The sequence below is a fragment of the Streptomyces sp. NBC_00158 genome (assembly GCF_045160885.1).
Lineage (GTDB): Bacteria > Actinomycetota > Actinomycetes > Streptomycetales > Streptomycetaceae > Streptomyces.
On sequence record NZ_CP108161.1, the window covers coordinates 7,277,632 to 7,299,132 of the forward strand.

The 21,501-nt window shown below is 74.6% G+C and carries 14 protein-coding genes; 6 read left to right on the forward strand and 8 right to left on the reverse strand.

Annotated features, from left to right (window positions below; all coding sequences use genetic code 11):
• The first annotated feature begins 4 nt into the window (after positions 1-4).
• From OG553_RS33330 to OG553_RS33355, 6 genes are all read left to right on the forward strand, one after another.
• Positions 5-634, forward strand: a complete 630-nt coding sequence (locus OG553_RS33330; RefSeq protein WP_405982568.1) for a hypothetical protein — start codon at positions 5-7, stop codon at positions 632-634.
• Between the two features lie 135 nt (positions 635-769).
• The gene (locus OG553_RS33335) at positions 770-2,932 is read left to right on the forward strand and encodes a CHAT domain-containing protein (RefSeq protein ID WP_405982569.1); all 2,163 of its coding nucleotides are present in this window, start codon (positions 770-772) and stop codon (positions 2,930-2,932) included.
• An 11-nt stretch (positions 2,933-2,943) separates the two neighbouring features.
• Positions 2,944-4,371, forward strand: coding sequence for a lipase/acyltransferase domain-containing protein (locus OG553_RS33340; RefSeq protein WP_405982570.1), 1,428 nt, complete (start codon positions 2,944-2,946; stop codon positions 4,369-4,371).
• A gap of 6 nt (positions 4,372-4,377) precedes the next feature.
• Positions 4,378-4,737: an NTP pyrophosphohydrolase gene (locus OG553_RS33345; RefSeq protein WP_405982571.1), complete on the forward strand. Its 360-nt coding sequence runs from the start codon at positions 4,378-4,380 to the stop codon at positions 4,735-4,737.
• A gap of 156 nt (positions 4,738-4,893) precedes the next feature.
• Positions 4,894-8,838 (forward strand): Pls/PosA family non-ribosomal peptide synthetase, encoded by a 3,945-nt coding sequence (locus OG553_RS33350; protein WP_405982572.1) that lies wholly within the window; start codon positions 4,894-4,896, stop codon positions 8,836-8,838.
• Positions 8,839-8,867: 29 nt separating this feature from the next.
• A complete protein-coding gene (locus OG553_RS33355) occupies positions 8,868-10,211 on the forward strand; it encodes a M1 family metallopeptidase (RefSeq protein WP_405982573.1) in 1,344 nt (447 codons plus the stop codon).
• Between the two features lie 58 nt (positions 10,212-10,269).
• On the opposite strand, the gene OG553_RS33360 is transcribed toward OG553_RS33355, so the two are convergent.
• From OG553_RS33360 to OG553_RS33395, 8 genes are all read right to left on the reverse strand, one after another.
• Complete coding sequence (locus OG553_RS33360) at positions 10,270-11,700, reverse strand: hypothetical protein (RefSeq protein ID WP_405982574.1); 1,431 nt, start codon at positions 11,698-11,700, stop codon at positions 10,270-10,272.
• A 134-nt stretch (positions 11,701-11,834) separates the two neighbouring features.
• Positions 11,835-12,983, reverse strand: coding sequence for a substrate-binding domain-containing protein (locus tag OG553_RS33365; protein ID WP_405983209.1), 1,149 nt, complete (start codon positions 12,981-12,983; stop codon positions 11,835-11,837).
• Between the two features lie 40 nt (positions 12,984-13,023).
• Complete coding sequence (locus tag OG553_RS33370; RefSeq protein ID WP_405982575.1) at positions 13,024-14,067, reverse strand: ABC transporter permease; 1,044 nt, start codon at positions 14,065-14,067, stop codon at positions 13,024-13,026.
• A complete protein-coding gene (locus tag OG553_RS33375) occupies positions 14,064-15,596 on the reverse strand; it encodes a sugar ABC transporter ATP-binding protein (RefSeq protein ID WP_405982576.1) in 1,533 nt (510 codons plus the stop codon). The genes OG553_RS33370 and OG553_RS33375 overlap by 4 nt, the downstream gene beginning before the upstream one ends.
• Before the next feature lie 36 nt (positions 15,597-15,632).
• Positions 15,633-18,389 (reverse strand): SpoIIE family protein phosphatase, encoded by a 2,757-nt coding sequence (locus OG553_RS33380; RefSeq protein WP_405982577.1) that lies wholly within the window; start codon positions 18,387-18,389, stop codon positions 15,633-15,635.
• A gap of 101 nt (positions 18,390-18,490) precedes the next feature.
• Positions 18,491-19,453, reverse strand: a complete 963-nt coding sequence (locus OG553_RS33385) for a cyclase family protein (protein WP_405982578.1) — start codon at positions 19,451-19,453, stop codon at positions 18,491-18,493.
• A gap of 60 nt (positions 19,454-19,513) precedes the next feature.
• Positions 19,514-20,476, reverse strand: coding sequence for a TauD/TfdA dioxygenase family protein (locus tag OG553_RS33390; RefSeq protein WP_405982579.1), 963 nt, complete (start codon positions 20,474-20,476; stop codon positions 19,514-19,516).
• A gap of 40 nt (positions 20,477-20,516) precedes the next feature.
• A complete protein-coding gene (locus OG553_RS33395; RefSeq protein ID WP_405982580.1) occupies positions 20,517-21,467 on the reverse strand; it encodes an AEC family transporter in 951 nt (316 codons plus the stop codon).
• Between the last annotated feature and the right edge of the window lie 34 nt (positions 21,468-21,501).

Below are 21,501 nucleotides of genomic sequence, written 5' to 3' on the forward strand. Positions count from 1 at the left end.
CCCGTTGAACGAGGAGAGGCGCCAACAGGCCCGGCAGTTCCTCCAGCCGGGAGAGCACCTCATAGCGGCCTGCGCCCACGAACTCGGGCCGGGTGTGCCCACCCCGCCCGAGTCGATGCTGGCGCCCCCGGACCCCTCCGACCTCCAGCGGAGGATCGAGGCGCGGCTGCCCCGCCAGCTGCGCCAGATCGCCAAGTCCCGGGTGCTCGACCCGCGCCGGTCGCGGCCGGCCGCCGTGGCGGACGCGATCGACCGCATGCCCGACGCGCTGGACCAGCTCGGCACGCGCCTGATGCACGGCAAGAACATGGAGGGCGGCTGGCAGAGCGCGGCCGGACACTTCGTCATCGGCCGGGCCAACGTGCGCCGTTCCAACGCCTGCGTACTGGTCCTCACCGACCGGCGCTGGTTCGGGCTCAGCGACGTCTCGCCGCTGTGGCAGTCGACGCCGGTGATGAAGCACTACTGGGAGGTGCCCCGCTCGGCGGTGGCCGCCGTACGCGCCAACCCGTCGGGGGTCCTGCAGAAGGGCCGGATGGACATCGAGTTCACCGACGGCTCCTGGGTCGCCCTCCTCGCCACGGCCCCCCAGCACGCCACCCCCTTCGCCGCCGCCTCCGCCCGCTACCGCTGAACCGGTCCGCCGGGACCCGTCCGGGGCCGGCGCCCCCGCAGGGCCCCGGACGGAAACGGTGGGATAATCCTGTGGGGGGCAGGTGCGGTGCACCCGGTACGCGAAGCTCGGGCGACTCGAAGGAGGCGCGTCGTGGTGAGCACCCCCACCGTTCGCATCGAGGACCTGCTGGAAGGCGTGACCACACCCGCCAACCGGCGGCCCGTACGCAGTCCGACTCCGGCTCCCGCTCCGCAGCCCCGGCCGGATGGTCCAACCGTCAACATCACCGTGGTCTGGGGCGACCTCGTGGAGGTCGCCGCCGATCTGCACGTCACCGGGCACTACCAGTCGGTCGTGCCCTCCGCGGCGGAACTCATGCTGGACCGAGCCATCTCCGACGGCCCCCGCCCGCTGATCACGGAGCACACCCGGCTCGGCTGGATCGACGCCCAGCTCGGCGAGGTCACCTACTTCCCGTGCAAGGAGGGCCCGATCCGGGTGGCCGCCGTCATCGGCATGGGGCCGATGGGCACCCTCAATGAACACCGGGCCGGGCAGATGTACGCCTCCTTGCTGGGCGAAGCCATCGGCATCGGCCACGTGGAGACGATGGCGACCGTCCTCATCGGCGCGGGCGTGGGCAACCTCAGCGTCAACGGAGCGGCCCGCGCCCTCGTCCGCGGCTTCACCACCGCCCTCGCGGCCGTGAGCCCGCTGGCGCCCGTGCCACGGCTCACCGAGGTGCTCGTGGTGGAGGTCGACCGGCTGCGAGCCGAACAGCTCCTGCTGGCGCTGGCCAATGCCGTCGCGAGCCAGTCGCAGCCGCAGCCGCAGTTGCGGATCGGTGCGGAGCTGCGGGAAGAGAGGGGCGGCCGGCTCTTCGCGTCCTCGGCCGCCGTCTACGCGCTGAAGGCCCTGTCCGGACTCGCCCGCCCGGCCCCCGAAGACGGAGCCGACCCCATGGGCGACCCGGAGGCGGCCGCCCGGGAAGAGGCCCTGCGCACGGTGCTGGCCGACTTCGATCCCGGCATTCGCGAGCAGGTCCACGAACAGCTGAGGCACCTCGCCGGGGTGGAACGCACCGACCTGACCCTGAAGTTCAGCGGCCCCGCAGAGTCCCAGGACGACTCCCTTCCCCTGCGTATGTCCGTCCAGTCGCGCGCCGGCGGCGGCCTCAGCTGGGCGGCGCTGACCGGACGGGCGACCGTACCGGAACGGACTGTCCCGGTGGACAGGGACCTGCTGCGCGAGCTCGTGAACCGGCTGATGGAACCCACAGTGGACGACGCACACCGGCTGTCCGGCCTCCTCTCCAGCTTCGTGCCGGGGGAGTTCCAGCGGCTGATCTCCGACGACGCCACGGTGCTGCTGGAACTGGACCGGGACACGGCCTCCGTGCCATGGGAGTTCCTCACCGACGGTCCGTCGGCCGACGACGACCGCAACGATCCCCTGGCGATCCGCACCCAGCTGTCCCGGCAGCTGAGGACCCCGTACTCGCGGGTGATGGCCGAGGTACCCGCCGACGGGCCGCTGCACGCCCTGGTGATCGGCGACCCCGGCGACCCGGAGAAGGGCTTCCACCTGCCGGGCGCCCGCGAGGAGGCCATCGCCGTGGCCACCCAGCTCAAGGAACTGGGGGTCGTCGTCAGCCTCTTCATCGGCGCACCGAACTCCATCCGCCAGCCGGGCGCGGAGCCCGCGCGGCGGCTCGACGTGTGGCGGGCCCTGCTGTGCGGGCGCAACGACATCGTCCACTACTGCGGCCACAGCGCCTACGACCCCTCCGGCACGGGCCGGCGCTCGGGCTGGGTCTTCGCCGACGGCCTGCTGACCGCGCAGGAACTGACCCTGCTGGAGCGGCCCCCGCTGATCGTCGTGGCCAACGCCTGCTACACGGCCCGGCTCGGCGCCGCCGAAGTGCCGGCCGGGGCCGACCAGACCCCCTGGGGGAACCCGCAGGCCGCGCTCGTACCCAGCCTCGCCGACGAGTTCCTGCACATCGGCGTCGGCCACTACATCGGGGCGGCCTGGCGGATCCCCGACGACCACGGGGTCACCTTCGCCAAGGAGCTCTACCGGCACCTGTTCGAGATCGGGTCCGCCGAGGACCCCTCGACGGTGGGGGCAGCCGTCCGCTCCGCGCGCAAGAAGCTCTATGAGGAGGAGCGCGACAAGAACAAGATGCAGGACGGCGGGCAGGACCAACAGCGGTGGAGCTCCTGGGCGGCCTACCAGCACTACGGGAACGCGGCTCAACCCTTCGTCCGTCCCGAGAACCCGTCCGACAGCCCGCCAGACCCCCAAGGGGGCTAGGAGGTCAGCTCATGGCCAAGGAGCCGATGCCCGACGTCGTCGTACTGCTCCCCGGCATCACCGGCAGCGTACTGGCGCGGAACGGGAAGGACGTGTGGGCCCCCTCGGCCTCGGCGGTCGTGGGCGCCCTGATGAGCCTGGGCCGTTCCCTGCAGGAGCTGGAGCTGCGCGACGGCCAGGACGACTGGAAGGCGGACGACCTCGGCGACGGCATCGTCGCCACCCGGCTGGTGCCCGACCTCCACACCCTGCCCGGCCTGTGGAAGATCGACGGCTACACGGCCATCGAGAGGTTCCTGCTGGACCGGTTCGATCTGACACCCGGCGAGAACTACTTCCCCTTCCCGTACGACTGGCGGCGCGACAACCGGGCCGCCGCGCGGCAACTGGCCGAGCGGAGCGGGAACTGGCTGGCCGCCTGGCGCGAGAAGAGCGGCAACTCGGCGGCCCAGCTCGTGCTGGTCGGGCACTCGATGGGCGGCCTCGTGTCCCGCTACTTCGTCGAGGTGCTCGGTGGCTGGAAGGACACCAGGGCCGTCGTGACCTTCGGCACCCCGTACTACGGCTCCCTCAACGCGGTCGATTTCCTCTGCAACGGCTTCCACAAGCGCATCGGCCCCTTCGAACACGACCTCACCAGGCTCCTGCGCTCCTTCACCGGCCTGCACCAGCTCGCCCCCGTCTACCGGTGCGTGTACGGGCCGGACGGGACGGCGGCCATCCCCGCCAAGGCCGGGCTCCCCGGCTGGCAGCCGCAGTGGAGCAGCCACCTCACCGACTTCCACAAGGAGATGGAGGACGCGGCCGACGCCAACCGGAAGGACCCGGCGTGGGAGTCCAGCCAGGTCGTCTACTACCCGATCGTCGGCACCGACCAGCCCACCCGGCAGTCGGCCAGGATCATCGGCGACAAGGTCGAGACGCTGATGCTCCGCGGCGACGCGGACGAAGGCGGCGACGGCACGGTGCCCCAGCTCTCCGCCGCCCTCTCCGGCTCCGAGGACGCCCGCACCTTCGTCCCGCAGAAGCACGGCAGCCTGCAGAACCACGAGGCCATGCTCGACCACGTGAAGGGCATCCTCCAGTCCCTGCACGACACCCGCATCGCCGACCTCCGCTCCCTGGTGACCTGCTGGTTCACCTACCTCGGCGACGACCTCTACCTCGACGGGGAACCGGTGGTCTGTGAGATCGGCGCCGGCAGTTCACAGAGCGAGAGCGCCCTGCCCGAGGTCCCCGCCCGGATCTCGGTGACCAGCCGGACCACCGGCCTCCCGGTCGTCGACCGCGCCGTCACGGTCCCGCGCGAACGGCAGCGGTTCGACCTCGGTCCGCTGCCCCCCGGCACCTACGACCTGCTGATCAGCGCCAGCGCGGACACCTCGCCGCTGTCCGACGTCTTCGTCGTCGCACCCCCGGAGACCACCGTGGCAGAATGACGGAACGTGACCGAACCCCTCACCTCCGTCCTCATCGTCGACGCGGCGAACGTCGTCGGCTCCGTGCCCGACGGATGGTGGCGCGACCGCAAGGGCGCCGCCGAGCGGCTGCGCGACCGGCTCGCGGAGCGGGACGCCGGCGAGGAGGTCATCCTCGTCGTCGAGGGCGCCGCCCGCGGCATCGCCTCCGTCCCCGGAGTCCGGGTCGACTCCGCTCCCGGCAGCGGCGACGACCGCATCGTGGAACTCGCCGCCGCCCACGCCGGCCGCCCCTGCACGGTGGTCACCGCCGACCGCGCCCTGCGCGAACGGGTGAAGGCGTACGGAGCCCACTGCGCGGGCCCCCGCACCGTGCGACCGTCCTGACAGGACACCGCTTCCGGCCACGCCCGGGCCTTCCCCGGGAAATGCCCCGGCGGCGGACTAGGCTGGTGGGTTGTTCTCCGCCGGACCGGAACAACCCGGGCAGACCCGGGCTCCACCGGCACCCCGGACGTGTCCGGGAGCGAGACGCGAGGGCCTATGGCAGCCACACCCGAACGCGGTGAACTCACCCTGACGGCCGACGGGGCCCTGCCCGACGAGCCGGTGCCCGACGAGGGGGAGCCACCCGGCGATCCCGGCAAGTCCGCCCGGTTCTCCGCCGGGCCCGCCGCCCCCGCCCGTACCCTCCTCGACGTCTTCGAGGCCACCGCACGGGCCCACCCCGACGAACCCGCCCTGGACGACGGCACCTCCCGGCTCACCTACCGGGCCCTGGCCGCCCGGGTCGAACGCCGCCGGCGCGCCCTCGCGGCCGCCGGAGTGGGCCGCGGCGACCGGGTCGGCGTACGCGTCCCCTCCGGCACCAACGAGCTGTACGTGGCCGTCCTCGCCGTCCTCGCCGCGGGCGCCGCCTACGTACCGGTCGACGCCGAGGACCCCGACGAGCGGGCCCGGCTGGTCTTCGGCGAAGCGGGCGTACGGGCGGTCCTGGGCCCCGGCCGGCGCATCGACCACACCGGCCCCGCCGCGAGCCCCGCCCCCGTCCCCGCCGCCCGGCCGGGGCCCGGCGACGACGCCTGGATCATCTTCACCTCCGGCTCCACCGGCCGCCCCAAGGGCGTCGCCGTCAGCCACCGCAGTGCCGCCGCCTTCGTCGACGCCGAGGCCGCCCTGTTCCTCCCCGACGAGCCCATCGGCCCCGGCGACCGGGTCATGGCCGGGCTCTCCGTCGCCTTCGACGCCTCCTGCGAGGAGATGTGGCTCGCCTGGCGCCACGGCGCCTGCCTCGTCCCCGTACCCCGCCACCGCGTCCGCAGCGGCGCGGACCTCGGCCCCTGGCTGGTGGAACAGGAGATCACCGTGGTCTCCACCGTGCCCACCCTGGCCGCCCTCTGGGAACCGGCCGCCCTCGACGAGGTCCGGCTGCTGATCTTCGGCGGCGAGGCCTGCCCGCCCGAACTGGCGGCACGCCTGGTCACCGAGGGCCGCGAGGTCTGGAACACGTACGGCCCCACCGAGGCCACCGTCGTGGCATGCGCCTGCCCGCTGACCGGCGCTGAGCCCATCAGGATCGGCCTCCCGCTCGCCGGCTGGGAACTGGCGGTGGTCGACACCGCCGGCGAACCCGTGCCCATGGGCGGCAGCGGCGAACTCGTCATCGGCGGCGTCGGCCTCGCCCGCTACCTCGACCCCGCCAAGGACGCCGAGAAGTACGCGCCGCTGGACAGCCTCGGCTGGCCGCGCGCCTACCGCAGCGGCGACCTGGTCCGCGCCGAACCGGAAGGCCTCGTCTTCCTCGGCCGCGCAGACGAACAGGTCAAACTCGGCGGCCGGCGCATCGAACTCGGCGAGGTCGACGCCGCGCTCCAGGCCCTGCCCGGCGTCGCCGGCGCGGCCGCCGCCGTACGCACCGCCCGCGGCGGGAACCAGCTCCTCGTCGGCTACCTCGTCACCCAGGACGGCTGGGACCGTACCGCCGCCGTCGAACGGCTGCGCGCCGCACTGCCCGCCGCCCTCGTGCCGCTCCTCGCGCAGGTCGACGCACTGCCCACCCGCACCTCCGGCAAGGTCGACCGCGACGCTCTGCCCTGGCCCCTGCCCGGCCTGGAGACCGCCGGCCCCGCCGAGCCGCTCCAGGGCACCGAGGCCTGGCTCGCCGAACAGTGGAGCGAGACCCTGGGCGTGCCCGTGACCGGCGCCGGCGACGACTTCTTCGCCACCGGCGGCAACAGCCTCGCCGCCGCACAGCTCACCACCCGGCTGCGCACCCGCTACCCCGGCGTGGCCGTCCTCGACGTCTACCAGAACCCGACGCTGCGGAAACTGGCCCGGCTGCTGGAGCGCTCCGTGCGCGAGGACGGCGCCGCCCGCACCGTCGCGCCGGTCCCGGCCCGCGCCAAGGCCGCCCAGTGCCTCCTGCTGCTGCCGCTGTTCACCCTCGTGGGCCTGCGCTGGACCGTCGCCCTGCTGGCCCTCGGCAACCTGCTGCACCACCTCGGACCGTACCCGTGGGCGCCCACCGCCTCCTGGTGGTACGTGGCCGCCGGCGCGGCCCTGCTGTTCAGCCCGCCCGGCCGCCTCGCCGTCGCCGCCGGCGGCGCCCGCCTGCTGCTGCGCGGGGTACGGGCCGGCCGCCACCCGCGCGGCGGCGGCGTGCACCTGCGGCTGTGGACGGCCGAGCGGCTCGCCGAGTGCTCCGGCGCCACCTCCCTCACCGGCCCCTGGCTCCAGCGCTACGCCCGCGCCCTCGGCGCCCGCGTGGGCCCCGACGTCGACCTGCACTCGCTGCCCCCCGTCACCGGCATGCTCAGGCTCGGCCGCGGCTGCGCCGTGGAATCGGAGGTGGACCTAAGCGGCCACTGGCTGGACGGCGACCGCCTGGAGATCGGCCCCGTCCGGATCGGCGCGGGCGCCGTCGTCGGCACCCGCAGCATGCTCTTCCCCGGCGCCCGCGTCGGCAAGCGGGCCGAGGTCGCGCCCGGCTCCGCCGTCGCCGGACAGGTCCCCAGCGGCCAGCGCTGGGGCGGCGCCCCCGCCGTCAGGATCGGCCGGGCCAAGCACAACTGGCCCGGGGAACGCCCGCCCCGCGCCCTCCACTGGCGGGCCATGTACGGGGCCACCGGCTTCTGCCTCACCGCCCTGCCCCTGCTCGCAACCCTCCCCGCGCTGCTCGTCGCGGCCCGGTTCGTACCCGCCGGCGCGGGCCCCGCCGGGGCGCTGCGCGGGGCGCTGCTCGCCGTCGTGCCCGGAGCGCTCGCCTTCGCCCTGGCGTACGCGCTGCTCGTGCTGGCCGCCGTACGCCTGCTCAGCCTCGGACTGCGCACCGGGAACCACCCCACCCACAGCCGCGTCGGCTGGCAGGCCTGGGCGGTCGTCCAGCTGATGGACCTGGCCCGCGGGACGCTCTTCCCGCTGTACGCCGGACTGGTCACCCCCGTGTGGCTGCGGCTGCTGGGCATGCGCGTCGGCCGGGGCGCCGAGGTGTCCACCGTGCTCGCCCTGCCCAGCCTGACCACCGTCGGAGACGGCGCCTTCCTCGCCGACGACACCCTCACCGCCCCCTGCGAACGCGGCGGCGGATGGATGCGCATCGGCCGCTCCGAGATCGGCCGCCGGGCCTTCCTCGGCAACTCCGGGATGACCGCGCCCGGCCGCAGCGTGCCGGACGGCGGTCTGGTCGGCGTCCTGTCCGCCACCCCGAAGAAGGCCAAGAAGGGCAGCTCGTACCTGGGCCTGCCACCGGTGCGGCTGCCCCGGTCCGCGGAGGCCGCCGACGGCAGCCGCACCTACGACCCGCCCGCCCGGCTGCTGTGGGCGCGCGGCCTGGTCGAGGCGTGCCGGCTCGTGCCCGTCTTCTGCTCGGCCGCCGTCGCCGTCCTCGTCCTGGCGGCCCTGTGCGCGCTGGCCGGGACGGACGCGCTGGGCGTCCCGGGCGCCGCCGTGCTGTCCGGGGCGGTCCTGCTCACCGCGGGCGCGGCCGCCTGCGCCGTCACCGTGGCGGCCAAATGGCTGCTGGTCGGCCGGCACCGGCGGGCGGAGCACCCGCTGTGGAGCGGCTTCGTCTGGCGCAACGAGCTGGCCGACACCTTCGTGGAGGTCCTGGCCGTGCCCTGGCTCGCCGGGGCCGTCCCCGGCACCCCGCTGCTCTCCCTGTTCCTGCGCGGGCTCGGGGCCCGCATCGGCCGGGGCGTGTGGTGCGAGAGCTACTGGCTGCCCGAGACGGACCTGGTGACCCTCGGCGACGCGGTCAGCGTCAACCGGGGCTGCGTGTTGCAGACGCACCTCTTCCACGACCGGATCTTGCGGACGGATACTGTGGTCCTCCGCGAGGGCGCCACCCTGGGCCCCGGCGGAATCGTCCTGCCCGGGAGCACGGTCGGGGCACGCAGCACCCTGGGTCCCGCCTCACTCGTGATGGCCGGGGAGTCCGTCCCCGCCGACACCCGCTGGCTGGGCAATCCGATCGAGGCGTGGCGGTCCTGAGCGGACCGGAGCGGGGAGCGGAACCGGCGATGACTGGCCAGAGCACGACGGCGGACCCGTACTTCCCGGACAACGGCGACCCCCGCTACCGGGTGCACCGCTACGAACTCGCCCTGGAGTACCGGCCCGGACCCAACCGCCTGGCCGGCACCGCCCGCCTCAGCGCCATCGCCGGGCCGGCCCCGCTGGCCGAGTTCCACCTGAACCTGGCCGCCTTCCGGATCGGCCGGGTCCTGGTGGACGGCCGGGCCCCGCACTACACCCACCGGGCCGGCCGGCTCCGCGTCCGGCCGGCCAAGGCCCTGCGGGCCGGCGCCGCGTTCACCGTCGAGGTCCACTGGGCGGGCAACCCGAAACCCGTGCGCAGCCCCTGGGGCGGCATCGGCTGGGAGGAGCTGACCGACGGGGCGCTCGTGGCCAGCCAGCCCGTCGGGGCGCCCTCCTGGTACCCGTGCAACGACCGGCCGGCCGACAAAGCCGCCTACCACATCTCGCTGAACACCCCGTCGGCCTACACGGTGGCCGCCGTCGGCCGCCTCCTCACCCGGACCACCCGGGCCAGCACCACCACCTGGGTGTACGAGCAGTCCGCCCCCACCGCCAGCTACCTGGTCGGCCTGGCCATCGGCCAGTACCAGACGGTGCTGCTCGGCGACCCGGGCCTCGGCGGGGTGCCGCAGACCGCCCACGTGCCCGCGCACGTGCTGCCGCGGTTCTCCCGGGACTTCGCCAGGCAGCCCGCCATGATGCGGCTGTTCGAGGAGCTCTTCGGCCCCTACCCCTTCGGCGAGTACGCGGTGGTCGTCGCGGACGAGGAGCTCGACGTCCCCGTGGAGGCCCAGGGGCTGTCGCTGTTCGGCACGAACCACGTGGACGGGGCGCGCGGCTCCGAGCGGCTGGTCGCGCACGAGCTGGCCCACCAGTGGTTCGGCAACAGCGTGGGCATCGCCGACTGGCGCCACATCTGGCTGAACGAGGGCTTCGCCAAGTACGCCGAATGGCTCTGGTCGGAGCGCTCGGGCGGGCGCACCGCGCACGAGCACGCGACCGCCGCGCACCGGCTGCTGGCCGGGCTGCCGCAGGACCTGCGACTGGCCGACCCCGGCCGCAGGCTGATGTTCGACGACCGGCTCTACCAGCGCGGCGGCCTGGCCGTGCACGCCGTCCGCTGCGCCCTGGGCGACCGGGCGTTCTTCCGGATGCTCCGCGACTGGGCGGCCCTGCACCGGCACGGGGTGGTCACCACGGCCGCCTTCACCGCCCACGCGGCGCTGTACGCCGCCGGGCCGCTGGACGGCCTGTTCGCGGCCTGGCTGCACGGCCCGACCCTGCCGCCGCTGCCCCCGCCGCCGGGCGCGGAACCGGCCGCCTGACCGGAACCCGCCGCCCGGCCGGCCCGCCCCGCGGGGCGGGCCGGCCGGGCGGGCCGGGTCACAGTCCGGCGCGGCCGCTCGCCAGGGGCCATTCGCGGTGCAGGGCGCCCAGCGGGACGCGCCGCTCGACGACCGGGGTACCGAACACGGACAGCTGGAGCTGGAGCTGCCCGCTCAGGTCGAAGCCGCCGTACAGCGCCCAGGAGCCGTTCGCCGAGGTCTTCCCGTCACTGGACGCGCTCGCCGAGGCGTCGGCCTCGCCGCGCAGGTAGGGCGCGAAGCCGGCGGTGACGCCGACGGCCCCGTACAGGCCGACGGAGGCCTCGGCGCCGAGGGCGCCCTTGACCCGGCCGGCGGCGGTGACGGCCGCCTTCACCGGGGTGCTGTGCACGGCCGAGGTGCTGACCGGGGTCCAGCCCTTGCCCGTCGCGTAGCCGCCGCCGACGCGGAAGTCGCCCTTGACGTCCTGCCGGACGTCGAGGGTGACCTTGCCGTCTGCCTCCACCTGTACGTAGCAGGTCAGTTCGAGGTTGACGACGACGGGGACCGGGCCGACCTGGAGGACGGGGTTGCTGCGCAGCTTGGCGAACGGGATCCGCTTGGGCGCGCCGGTGCTCGCGGCGGCCCGGCCCTTCAGGGCCCACTGGGAGGACCAGTCGCCGCTCATGCCGAGGAACGCCGCGTCCGGGCCGCGGCCCGCGCCGCCCTTGCCGCCGTCGTAGGAGAACTCGACCTGCGGGGCGAGCTGGACGAAGCCGGTCACCGAGGCGCCGGCCGAGGCGGGGGCGTCCTTGGCGGTGTCCACGGCGGCGTCCACGTCGAGCCGCAGGTTGCCCAGGGGCAGCTTGGCGCCCTGGGGGCCGAACGTGACGCCGGAGCCCTTGGCCCAGGAGAAGGTGACGCCCTTCATCAGGGGTTCGACGACCACCGAGGCCGGGTCGACGGGGACCTTGCCGTCGGCCTTGTCGTCGCCGAGCGCGGCGGCCAGGGTGGTGGGCGCGGTCTTCACCTCGGTGCCGCGGTCGGTCTTGCCGACGACCTCGGTGACCTTGGCGAGGAGGCCGTCGGGGGCGCCGGGCGCCGGGGCGCTGGCGATGACGTCGCCCACCGCGACGGGCCCGGCGGCCGCGGCGGAGGAGCCGGCGGACGGGCCGGCTGAGGGTGCGGCGGACCGCTTCGGCGAGGGGCCGCCGCCCTGCGGGGCCGCGGATATGACGGCGCGTCCGCTGGCCTTGTCGTAGGAGGCGACCTTCAGCGGGGCCTTCTCGGGACCCTGGGCGCCGCGCGTGCGGGCGATGGCCGAGGGCGTGCCCGCTCCCTGCGGCGCGGCGTCCACGTCCAGCCGCTGGGTGCCGTCGGAGGCGGAGGGGAGGGCTGCCGGGCTGCCCGGTCCGGCCGTGTTCACGGGGGCCGGGGAGGAGCAGCCGGCGGTGGTGAGCGCGAGGGCGGTCAGTCCGGGCAGCAGGAGGCGTCTGGCGAGCGTACGCACGTGGGTGTGACCTTCGAATTGGGGGGAAGTCCCGTTACTGGTAGGTAACGTGAAGGTTGATCATGCCACGCGCGCAGGGCGCCGGTCATATCGGGCGGCGGTCAACTCTCCTGCGGAGAAGGGTGGTTGAAGCTTCACTCATGAGGCTCCCCGGCCTGCCAGATCCTCCGGTACGCCTCGCGGTAGCCCGGCGGGTCCCAGGAGTCGGCGCCCCGGCTGTTGCCCGCCGTGGCGATGTGGACGGGTGCCACGTAGCCGCTGGCGGGCTGCCCGGCGAAGGCGCGGTTGAACTCGTCGACGATCTGCCAGCCCTGCTGCGACAGCGGCTCGGGGACGGTGGCCGCCTGGAACTGCCCGCTGTTGACGCGCTGGAAGGCGGACGGGTCGCCGTCGCCCGCGCCGATGTTCAGCGGCGGCCCCCCGCCCGGGCGTCCGGCCGCCCGCAGCGCCGGGGCGGCGTCGGCGAAGTACAGGTCGTTGATGGCCACCGAGTGCGTCCAGTCCTTCCCGAAACGGGCGAGCAGCGAGGAGACCGCCTGCGGGGTGCGGCTGCTCGCGTCCGGGATCGGGATGTTCTCGTACGTCAGGAGCCGTACACCGGAACAGGTGGCCAGCTCCCGTTCGATCAGGTCGGCCTTGTTCCGGGCGAAGGGGATCGAGTCGTCGGTGAACAGGACGACCCCGGCGTCACCCCCGGACCGGGCGATGATCCAGTCCGCGCTGATCCGCGCCACGTCCTCCACCCTGGTGGTGACGTTGGTGAACAGTGCCGGGTCCCCGCTGGGGCCGGGGGAGTCCACCGCGTGCCAGCCGACCACCGGGATGCCCGCGGCGCGGGCCGCCGCCATCTGCCGCGAGGCCGGGCGGGGGTCGAAACCGCCGATGACGATGCCCGAGGGCTTCAGGGTGACCGCCTGGCTGAGCGCCGCCTGGATGCCGGCCGGGGTGCCGTCCCCGTCGATCACCCGGACCGTCCAGCCGATGGCCTTCGCCGCTCCCTCCACGCCCCGGGCCACTCCCGCGACGCCCGGGTTGGTCATCGTCTGCGCGACGTACACGATGCTCTTGCCGGGCACGGCCGCCGGACCGGAGGCGGGCCCGTTCCAGGAGGCGTCCGCGGTCTCGGCCCGCCGGACGGCGGCCTCGGCCCGGGGCAGCGCCTCCGGACAGCCGGCCCCCTTCGACGGCCCGTTGCCGGACGGCGGACCGCCGCCGCAGCCGGCCAGGAGGGCGGCGGCCGCCGCGAGCAGGCACGCGGCCGCGACGGGCGTTCTCGGGGGGATGTGCTTCGGGAACACGGTGCTCCTGGCAGGGGGTGTGGGGCTACGGAGGGCCGTCATGGCCCGCCGTGGGCGGCCGGCGGGAGGCGGCGGTGCCGGCGCGCAGGCGGCGGCGGGCCGCGTAGCCGGCCAGGCCGACGGCGATGAGCAGGGTCCCGCCGTTGAACAGCGGCGTGGCCCAGAACTGGGCGCCGAGCTGGCCGATCCCGGCGAGCCCGACGGCGAGGACGGCCACGGCCACGACCGTGCCGAGGGCGTTGGCGCGGCCGGGCCTGATCGTGGTGGACCCGAGCAGGGCGCCCACGAAGGCCGGAAGCAGGTAGTCCAGCCCGGTGCTCGGGTTGCCGGTCTGCTGCTGCGCGGCGAGCAGCACCCCGGCGAAACCGGTGACCAGGCCCGACCCGGCGAACGCGGCCACGCAGTACGCGCGGGTGGGGACGCCGATCAGGGCGGCGGCGCGCGGGTTCGAGCCGATGACGTACAGGTACCGGCCGGCCGGCAGCCGCTCCAGCACCACCCACAGGACGGCCGCCACGGCCAGCACGTAGAACGCCGGCAGCGGCAGCCCGAGGAACCGGGCGTCGTACAGGGCGGTGAAGCCGGCCGGCAGGCCCTCCGGGCCGGGCACGATCCGGGCGCCGCCGGTCACCCAGCCGGTGACCGCGTACATCATGCTGCCGGTGCCCAGGGTGGCGATGAAGGAGTCGATCTGCCCGAACTCGACGACCACCCCGGTCAGCGCCCCCACCAGCAGGCCCCCGCACACCACCACCAGGCAGGCCAGGGGCCAGGGCCAGCCGTCCGTGACGAGCCGCATCACCATCACGTGCGCGAGCCCCAGTCCGTAGCCGATGGACAGGTCGAACCTGCCCGTGGCGATCGGGACCGTCGCCCCCAGCGCGAGGACGGCCGGGACCGCCTGGTTCGACAGGATCGCGGAGACGTTCTCCCGGGTGGGGAAGGTCTGCGGCAGGAGCAGCGAGAAGACCAGGAAGAGCACGGCGGCCAGGACCGGCAGGCCGAGGCTGCCGATGTGGTGCCCGCGCAGCCGCTCCAGCGGGGACGGGGTCGGCGGGGGAGGGGTCATGGGGCCGTCGCGGGTCCGGTGACGGCCGGCACGGCCGAGGCCGTCCGGGTCAGCCCGGTGACGGTCAGCTCCGGGCCCGCGAGTTCGGCGCCCACCGTCCCGCGGACGAAGACCAGCGCCCGGTGGCAGAGGTCCGCGACCTCCTCGAAGTCGGAGGAGACCAGCAGCACCCCCCCGCCGGCCGCGGCGGCCCCGTCCAGCAGCCGGTGCACCACCGCCTTGGCCCCCACGTCCACACTGGCCGTCGGCTCCTCCAGGACGAGCAGCCGCAGCCCGCCCCGCAGCCACCGGCCGACCATCACCTTCTGCTGGTTGCCGCCGGACAGGGTGGCGATGGGCACCTCACCGTCCGGGGGCCGTACGGAGAACCGGCCGATCAGCTCGGCCGCCTCGGCGCGCTCCCGCCGGGGCGGGGTCCAGCGCCAGGCCGGGACCCCGGCGGCGCCCGGGTTCGCCAGGAAGTTCTCCCGTACCGTCAGTTCCGGGGCGCAGCCCTCCGCCTGACGGTCCCCGGCCACGAAGCCGACCCCGGCCCGGACGGCGTCCCGGACCGTACGAGGCCGGTACGGGCGGCCCCCCAGCAGTACCCGCCCGCCGCGCACCGGCAGGACGCCGGCCAGCGCACGGCCCAGCTCCCGGTGCCCGGCGCCGGTCAGGCCGACCATGCCGAGGATCTCCCCGGCCCGCAGCTCCAGGCCGACCGGTCCGGCGTGCCCGGTCCGCACGCCGTCCAGGCGCAGCAGCGGCGGTCCGGCCGCCGGGGCCGGCGGTACGGCGGGGCGGCGGGTGGCCGGCTCGTGGCCGACCACGGCGCGCACCAGCCGGCCGGGGTCGTACCCGGAGAGCGGGCCGTGCTCCACCACGCGGCCGTCGCGCAGGACGGCGAACGCGTCGGCGACCCGGTACACCTCGTCCAGCCGGTGGCTGACGTAGAGGATGCCGTGCCCCCGGTCGCGCAGGGCGTGCAGTACGCCGAACAGCCGGGCGCAGTCGGCGGCGGGCAGGGTGGCGGTCGGCTCGTCCAGGACGATGACCTCGGCCCGCGCGGCCAGGGCGCGGGCGAGGGCGACCAGCGAGCGCTCGGCGGGGGCGAGGTCGGCGATCCGGGCGTCGGCGTCGAGGTGCCCGGCGACTGTCCCGAGGGCCTCCTCGCACTGCCGGCGGGTCCGCCGCCAGGAGATCAGGCCGGCGCGGCGCGGGTAGCCCGTGCCCAGGGCGATGTTCTCGGCCACCGTCATCCACTCGACGAGTCCGAGGTCCTGGTGGATGAAGGACAGGTGCCGGGCGGTGCCGTGGGAGCCGAGCGGCCGGCCGGCCACCGTCACCTCGCCCGCGTCGGCGTGGTGCACCCCGGCGAGCACCTTGATGAGGGTGGACTTGCCGGCGCCGTTGGCGCCGAGCAGGGCCAGGACGCTGCCGCGGTACAGGTCGAGGTCGACCGAGTCCAGCGCGAGGGTGCCGCCGAAGCGCTTGCGCAGACCGCGCACGCGGACGAGGGGTTCTCCACCGGAACGCGGAGGTGGGCTCATTCCTCGACTCTAGATGACCTTGCCGCCGGGACCGGGTCACGCCGCGTCCAGGGCGCATTCCGCCCATATGACCTTTCCGTCGGGCGTGTAGCGGGTGCCCCAGGCCTGGGCGAGCTGCGCCACGAGGAACAGGCCCCGGCCGCCCTCGTCGGTGTTGGCCGCCTGGCGCATCCGGGGGGCGGTGTTGCTGGAGTCGTACACCTCGCAGATCAGGGTGCGGTCGTGGATCAGGCGCACCCGCACGGGCGCGCCGCCGCCGTACCGGATCCCGTTGGTGACCAGCTCGCTGAGCAGCAGCTCCGCGGCGAAGGAGGACTCCTCCAGGCCCCACCGGCCGAGCTGCTCCATGGCCGCGGCACGGACGTCGCAGACGCGGGCCGGGTCGGCGGGCAGCTCCCAGGCGGCGATCCGGTCCGGGGGAGTGGCGCGGGTGCGGGCGACCAGGAGCGCGATGTCGTCGGCGGGGTGCTCGGGGGCCAGGGCGTCCAGGACGGCCTGGCAGGTGTCCTCGGGGGACCGGCCGGGGTCGGTGGCCAGGGTGTGGTGCAGCTGTTCGAGGGCGAGGTCGATGTCGCGGTGGCGGTCCTCGATGAGCCCGTCGGTGTAGAGGATCAGCCGGCTGTTCTCGGGGAGGTGGACCTCGGCGGACTCGAACGGCAGGCCGCCCAGGCCCAGCGGCGGCCCGGCCGGCAGGTCGGGGAAGGTCACGGTGCCGTCGGGCAGCAGCAGGGCGGGCGGCGGATGGCCGGCGCGGGCCATGGTGCACAGCTGGGTGGTCGGGTCGTAGACCGCGTACAGGCAGGTGGCGCCGACGATCGCGGTGCTGCCGAGGGCCGGGTCGTCCCCGCCCTCCTCGCGGTCCAGGCGCACCATGAGGTTGTCCAGGTGGGTGAGCAGTTCGTCGGGGGCCAGTTCCAGTTCGGCGAAGTTCCGGGCGGCGGTGCGCAGCCTGCCCATGGTCGCCGCCGCGTGCAGTCCGTGGCCGACGACGTCGCCGACGAGGAGGGCGACGCGGGTCCCGGACAGCGGGATGACGTCGAACCAGTCGCCGCCCACCCCGGATTCGGCGGGCAGGTAGCGGTGGGCGACCTCGACGGCGCTCTGCTCCGGCATGCCGTGCGGGAGCAGGCTGCGCTGGAGGCTCAGGGCGAGGGTGTGCTCGCGGGTGTAGCGGCGGGCGTTGTCGACGCACAGGGAGGCGCGGGCGGCGAGTTCCTGGGCGAGGGAGCGGTCGTCGTCCCCGTACGGGGCGGGGTTGCGGGAGCGGTAGAAGCAGGCGACGCCGAGGACGACGCCCCGCGCGAGCAGCGGCACGGTGATCAGCGAGTGGACGCTGTGGGCGAGGAGCAGCTCGGCGTGCTCCGGGTCCTGGGCGATCCAGCCGAACGCCGACTTCAGTTCGGGTTCCAGCACCGGCTGCCCGGTGGCCAGGGAGCGCATGTGGGGCGTGGTCGGGCGGAGCACCAGCCGCTCGCCGACCGGGTAGAAGGGGCAGTCGTCGCGGATGCCGTGCACCACCGTGCGCAGCAGTTCCCCGGTCGGGTCGCCGGACTCCTCGCCGCGCAGCACCGACTCCGGCATGTCCACGGTGACGAAGTCCGCCAGCCGGGGCACCGCGGTCTCGGCCAGCTCCCGGGCGGTGCGGCCCACGTCGAGGGTGGTGCCGATGCGGGTGCTGGCCTCGGCCAGCAGCTCCAGGCGACGGCGTGCGGCGACGGCGTACTTGCCCACCTCCGGCTCGCCGACCAGCACCAGCCCCCGGACCGCGCCGGTGCCCGGGGCGGCAGCGGCGGGCGCGCTCCCGGACGGGGGCGGGGCGGCGTGGGAGTGCAGGGGCGCGTGGGCGGGGGCGGGGGCGGGGGCGTGGTGCTCCTCCTCGTCGGGCAGCAGCGCCTCGACGACGATCCCCTCCACCCCGGCCGGGCTGGTCACGGGCCTGCTGACGAGGGTGACCCGCCGGCCGTGGGACAGGGACACCTCCGCGGCGGCCCGGCGCGCGCCCGACAGCAGCTCGGTGGCCTTCTCCTTGAGGGTCGTGTGGTCGCTCTGCTCCAGTTCGCTCAGCAGCAGCTCGGCCAGGCTCACCGGATGCCCGTCGAGGGCGTCCCCGTGGGCCCGGACGAGGTTCCCGGCCTCCAGGTAGGCCTGGAGCAGCCCGCGTTCGCGTGCCGAACTCTGTTCCATCAGCCGCCGTTCGATGGCCTCGGCGGCCCGGCGGACGACCGCGGCCAGTGCCGGGTCCGCGTCCGTGTAGGGGTAGCCCAGGCACAGGACGCCCTCGATGTGCCCGCTGAGCTGGTCGCGGATGGGCGCGGCGGTGCAGGCGCTCGCCTGGGAGCGTTCGGCGAAGTGTTCGGCGCCGTTGACCTGGACGAGCTGCCGCTCCGCGAGGGTAAGGCCGATCCCGTTCGTGCCCGCGACCCGTTCGGAGAACACGAAGCCGGGCTGGGTCTGGATGGCCGGCAGCCGGCCGGGCAGCGACTTGTCGCCGAAGCGGCGTTCGAGCACGGTGCCGTGGCCGTCGGCGAGGCAGATGTTCATCCGGCTGCCCGCGAAGAGCGAGGCCAGCCGGTCGAGCACGGGTGCGGCGGCGCGGACGACGGGGCCTTCCGCGTCGAAGTCCTCGGTGAACGGGAGCTCGGTCTGGTCCGGCGACAGCCCCAGCAGCACGCTGCGCTGCCACGAACTCAGGATCGGACTGCGCACGCTCCGCACGACCGACTCGGCCGAGCCGCCGTGCAGGAACCGGTCACGGGACTGCACGGGGCCGGTGCGGTCGTCGACGACCCCCATGTGCACCACTTCCCTCGTCGGAGCAGTCTCGATGGCCCGGTTTGAGTATATTCCTCAACATTTATCGGGGCGTGGGGGCGGGACGGCCCTGCCGGGACGGGTCACAGCACCGCGACCGGGTTGACGGGCGAGCCCGTCCCGCCCGGCACGTTCAGCGGGGACACCACGAGCATGAACGCGTGGCGGCCGGCCCCGGCGCAGGCGGCGGCGAGCGCCTCCAGGTCGAGGTTGTCCAGCAGGGGCACCCCCATCGCCGTGATGGCGAGGGTGTGGACGGGGGAGTGCAGCCCCTCCACCGGCGAGGGGCGTACGTCGCTGTCCCCGTCGGCACCGAGCAGGACCACGGCCCGCTCCGCCAGCAGCGGTACGGCGTCCACGTGCCAGCCCGCGCTGCCTGTCGCCGGGTCCCAGGGCCCCAGCTCCCGGCGGCGGCGGAACCGTCCGGAACGCAGCAGGACCGCGTCGCCCTCCCCGATCCGCACGCCGAGCGCCTCCTCGGCGGCCAGGACGTCCCGGGCCCGTACCGCGTGCCCCGGCTCCAGCCAGGGCACCCCCAGCACCGCGGGCAGGTCCAGCAGCACGCCCCGCGTCACCAGCGGGCCGAGGGCCGCCACCGAGCCGAACCGGACGCCCCCGGCGCCGGCCTCCTCGCGCGCCGAGCGGCCGTCGTAGAGTCGCCCCCGGTAGCCGATGTGCGACAGCGCGTCGAGGTGGCTGACCGACTTGCCGTGGTAGTCGGCGCCGAGGAAGTCCTTGTACGCGGACGGCTCCGGTTCCTCCACGTCCCCGAGGTCGGTCATGTGGTGCAGGGCCGGCCGCGCGTTGTCCGGCCCCGGGGCCGTGTCCCAGGGGCGCCCCAGGGGCACGGACGTGCCCGAGCGGACCAGCGCGGCGGCCGCGCGCACGTGGTCCGCCGTCACCGCGTTCCACGCGCCGCGCCCGGCCGTCCCCGCCTCCCACCGTCCCCAGGTGCGGACCGCATCGAACAGGGCGTCGAACTCCCGGCGGGAGACTTCGGCTCCCCCGCCGGAGGCATCGGCGGCGCTGGGGCTCGTGGGGCTCATGGGGCACTCCGGGATCCGTACGTCCGTGGCCCGACCTCTATGCCCGCCGGGGCGGGCCGTCTACCAGGCCCGCATCGGCTCGCCCTCCACCAGCTGCGAGACGAAGCCGCGCGGCCCCCGGGCGGGCTCGCCCAGGACCGTCACGCGGTGCATCACCCGGTCGACGTCCAGGTGGGCGAAGTCGGTGGGCGCGAAGTGGCAGGTGCTGCGGTTGTCCCACAGTGCGATGCTGTTCGGCTCCCAGCGGAACCGGACCGTGTACTCGGCGCTGGTGAGGTGCTGGAACAGCAGCTCCAGCAGGTGGCGGCTCTCCAGCTCGGTGAACCCGGTGATCCGGGTGGTCGAGCCGGGGCTGACGAACAGGGCCTTCTCACCGGTCTCGGGGTGGACCCGGACCACCGGGTGGACGGCCACCTGCGGGTCCTCGCAGTAGATCCCCAGGATCTCGCGGTCGCGCTCGTCGGAGTGGCGCAGGTGCACGGCCGTGAAGAAGGCGTGCTCGGCGGTCAGCCCGTCCACGAACTCGCGCAGCGGTGCCGACAGGCCCTCGTACGCGGCGACCGTGTTGGTCCACTGGGTGTCACCGCCGAAGGCCGGGGTCCGCTCGGCCCGCAGGATGGAGAGGCTGGGCGGGTTGACGGCCTGGGTGAGGTCGCTGTGCCAGCCGGCCAGCGGGGAGGTCCACTTGCGGCGGTAGTGCTCCTCGAAGTCGGACCCGTAGCGCTCGGTGTCCGCCTTCGGGTCGACGGTGAGGATCTCCGGGTGGCCCTCGGGGTGCACGCCGTGCTTCTTGCCCGGCCTGCGGGTCAGCGCGCCGAAGCGGCGGCCGAAGGCTATGTGCTGGGCGTGGGTGATGTCCTGGCCGCGGAAGAAGACGACCCGGTGGGCGAGGACGGCCCGGCGGATCTCGCCCACCACCGCCTCGTCGAGCTCCCGGGTCAGGTCGACCCCGGAGATCTCGGCCCCGATGCGGCCGGCCACCTGCTCGACGGAGATCCTGGTGGACTGCGCGGTCTGCGTCACGGTTGTGCCTTTCCGGAAGATGGGTACGGCTCGGGCCGCCTCAGGACGGACGGGCCACCAGCTGGGTCCACAGCGGGAGCAGCAGCAGGGCGACGACCGAGCTCTTGACGACGAGGGAGGCCGACATGTCGACCCCGACGTCGTAGCGCTGGGCGAAGATGAAGAGGTTCTGGGGCGCGGGCATCGCCGCGATCAGGACGAGGTAGCTCAGCCACTCGCCCTCCACCCCGAAGACGAACCGGCACACGGCGTAGGTGATCAGCGGCAGCGCCACGCACTTGAAGCCGGTGATCCAGACCTCCTCCGCGGTGGTGCCGCGGATCTTGATCCCGCTGCCGCCCAGGTGCAGGCCGAGGGCGAACAGCGCGACGGGCGAGGCGCTGTCGCCGACGAAGGTGAAGCTGTCGAGCACGACCCCGGGCACCGTGACGGGCAGCAGGTTGAGGACGATGCCCGCGTTGCAGGCGATGACGACCGGGGTCATCAGCGAGGCGGCGACGGCCGATCCGAGCCGCCGGAACGGACTCCCGACCCGGTCCGGCCGACCCAGTTCCATGATCGAGATGATGATCAGGGACAGCACGCACACCTGGAACAGCAGCACCGGGAAGATCGGCGCCGCGTTCCCGAACAGCATGATGAACACCGGCACGGCGAAGTAGGCCGTGTTCACCTGGACGGCGGCCATGATGCGCAGCGCCACGCCGCGCGGATCGCGTACGCCCAGGAACCAGGCCAGTACGCCGATCAGCGCGGCCGCGGCGCACGCGGCGGCCGCGTAACCGCCGATGGCCCGCCAGTTGAACAGGGCCCCCAGGTCGCTGCGGTAGATGTTCGCGAAGAGGAAGCAGGGCACGGCGAAGAGGAACGCGTAGTCCGCGAACACCTTGGAACTCTCGGCCGGCACCACCTTCCGCCGTGCCAGGACGACCCCGCAACCGAAGGCCAGCACCACCGGTGCGAGTTTTTCCAGAGCATCCACCGCTCCCATGCACGTGCCCTTGCTCCCGAGGCCCCTCGCAAGG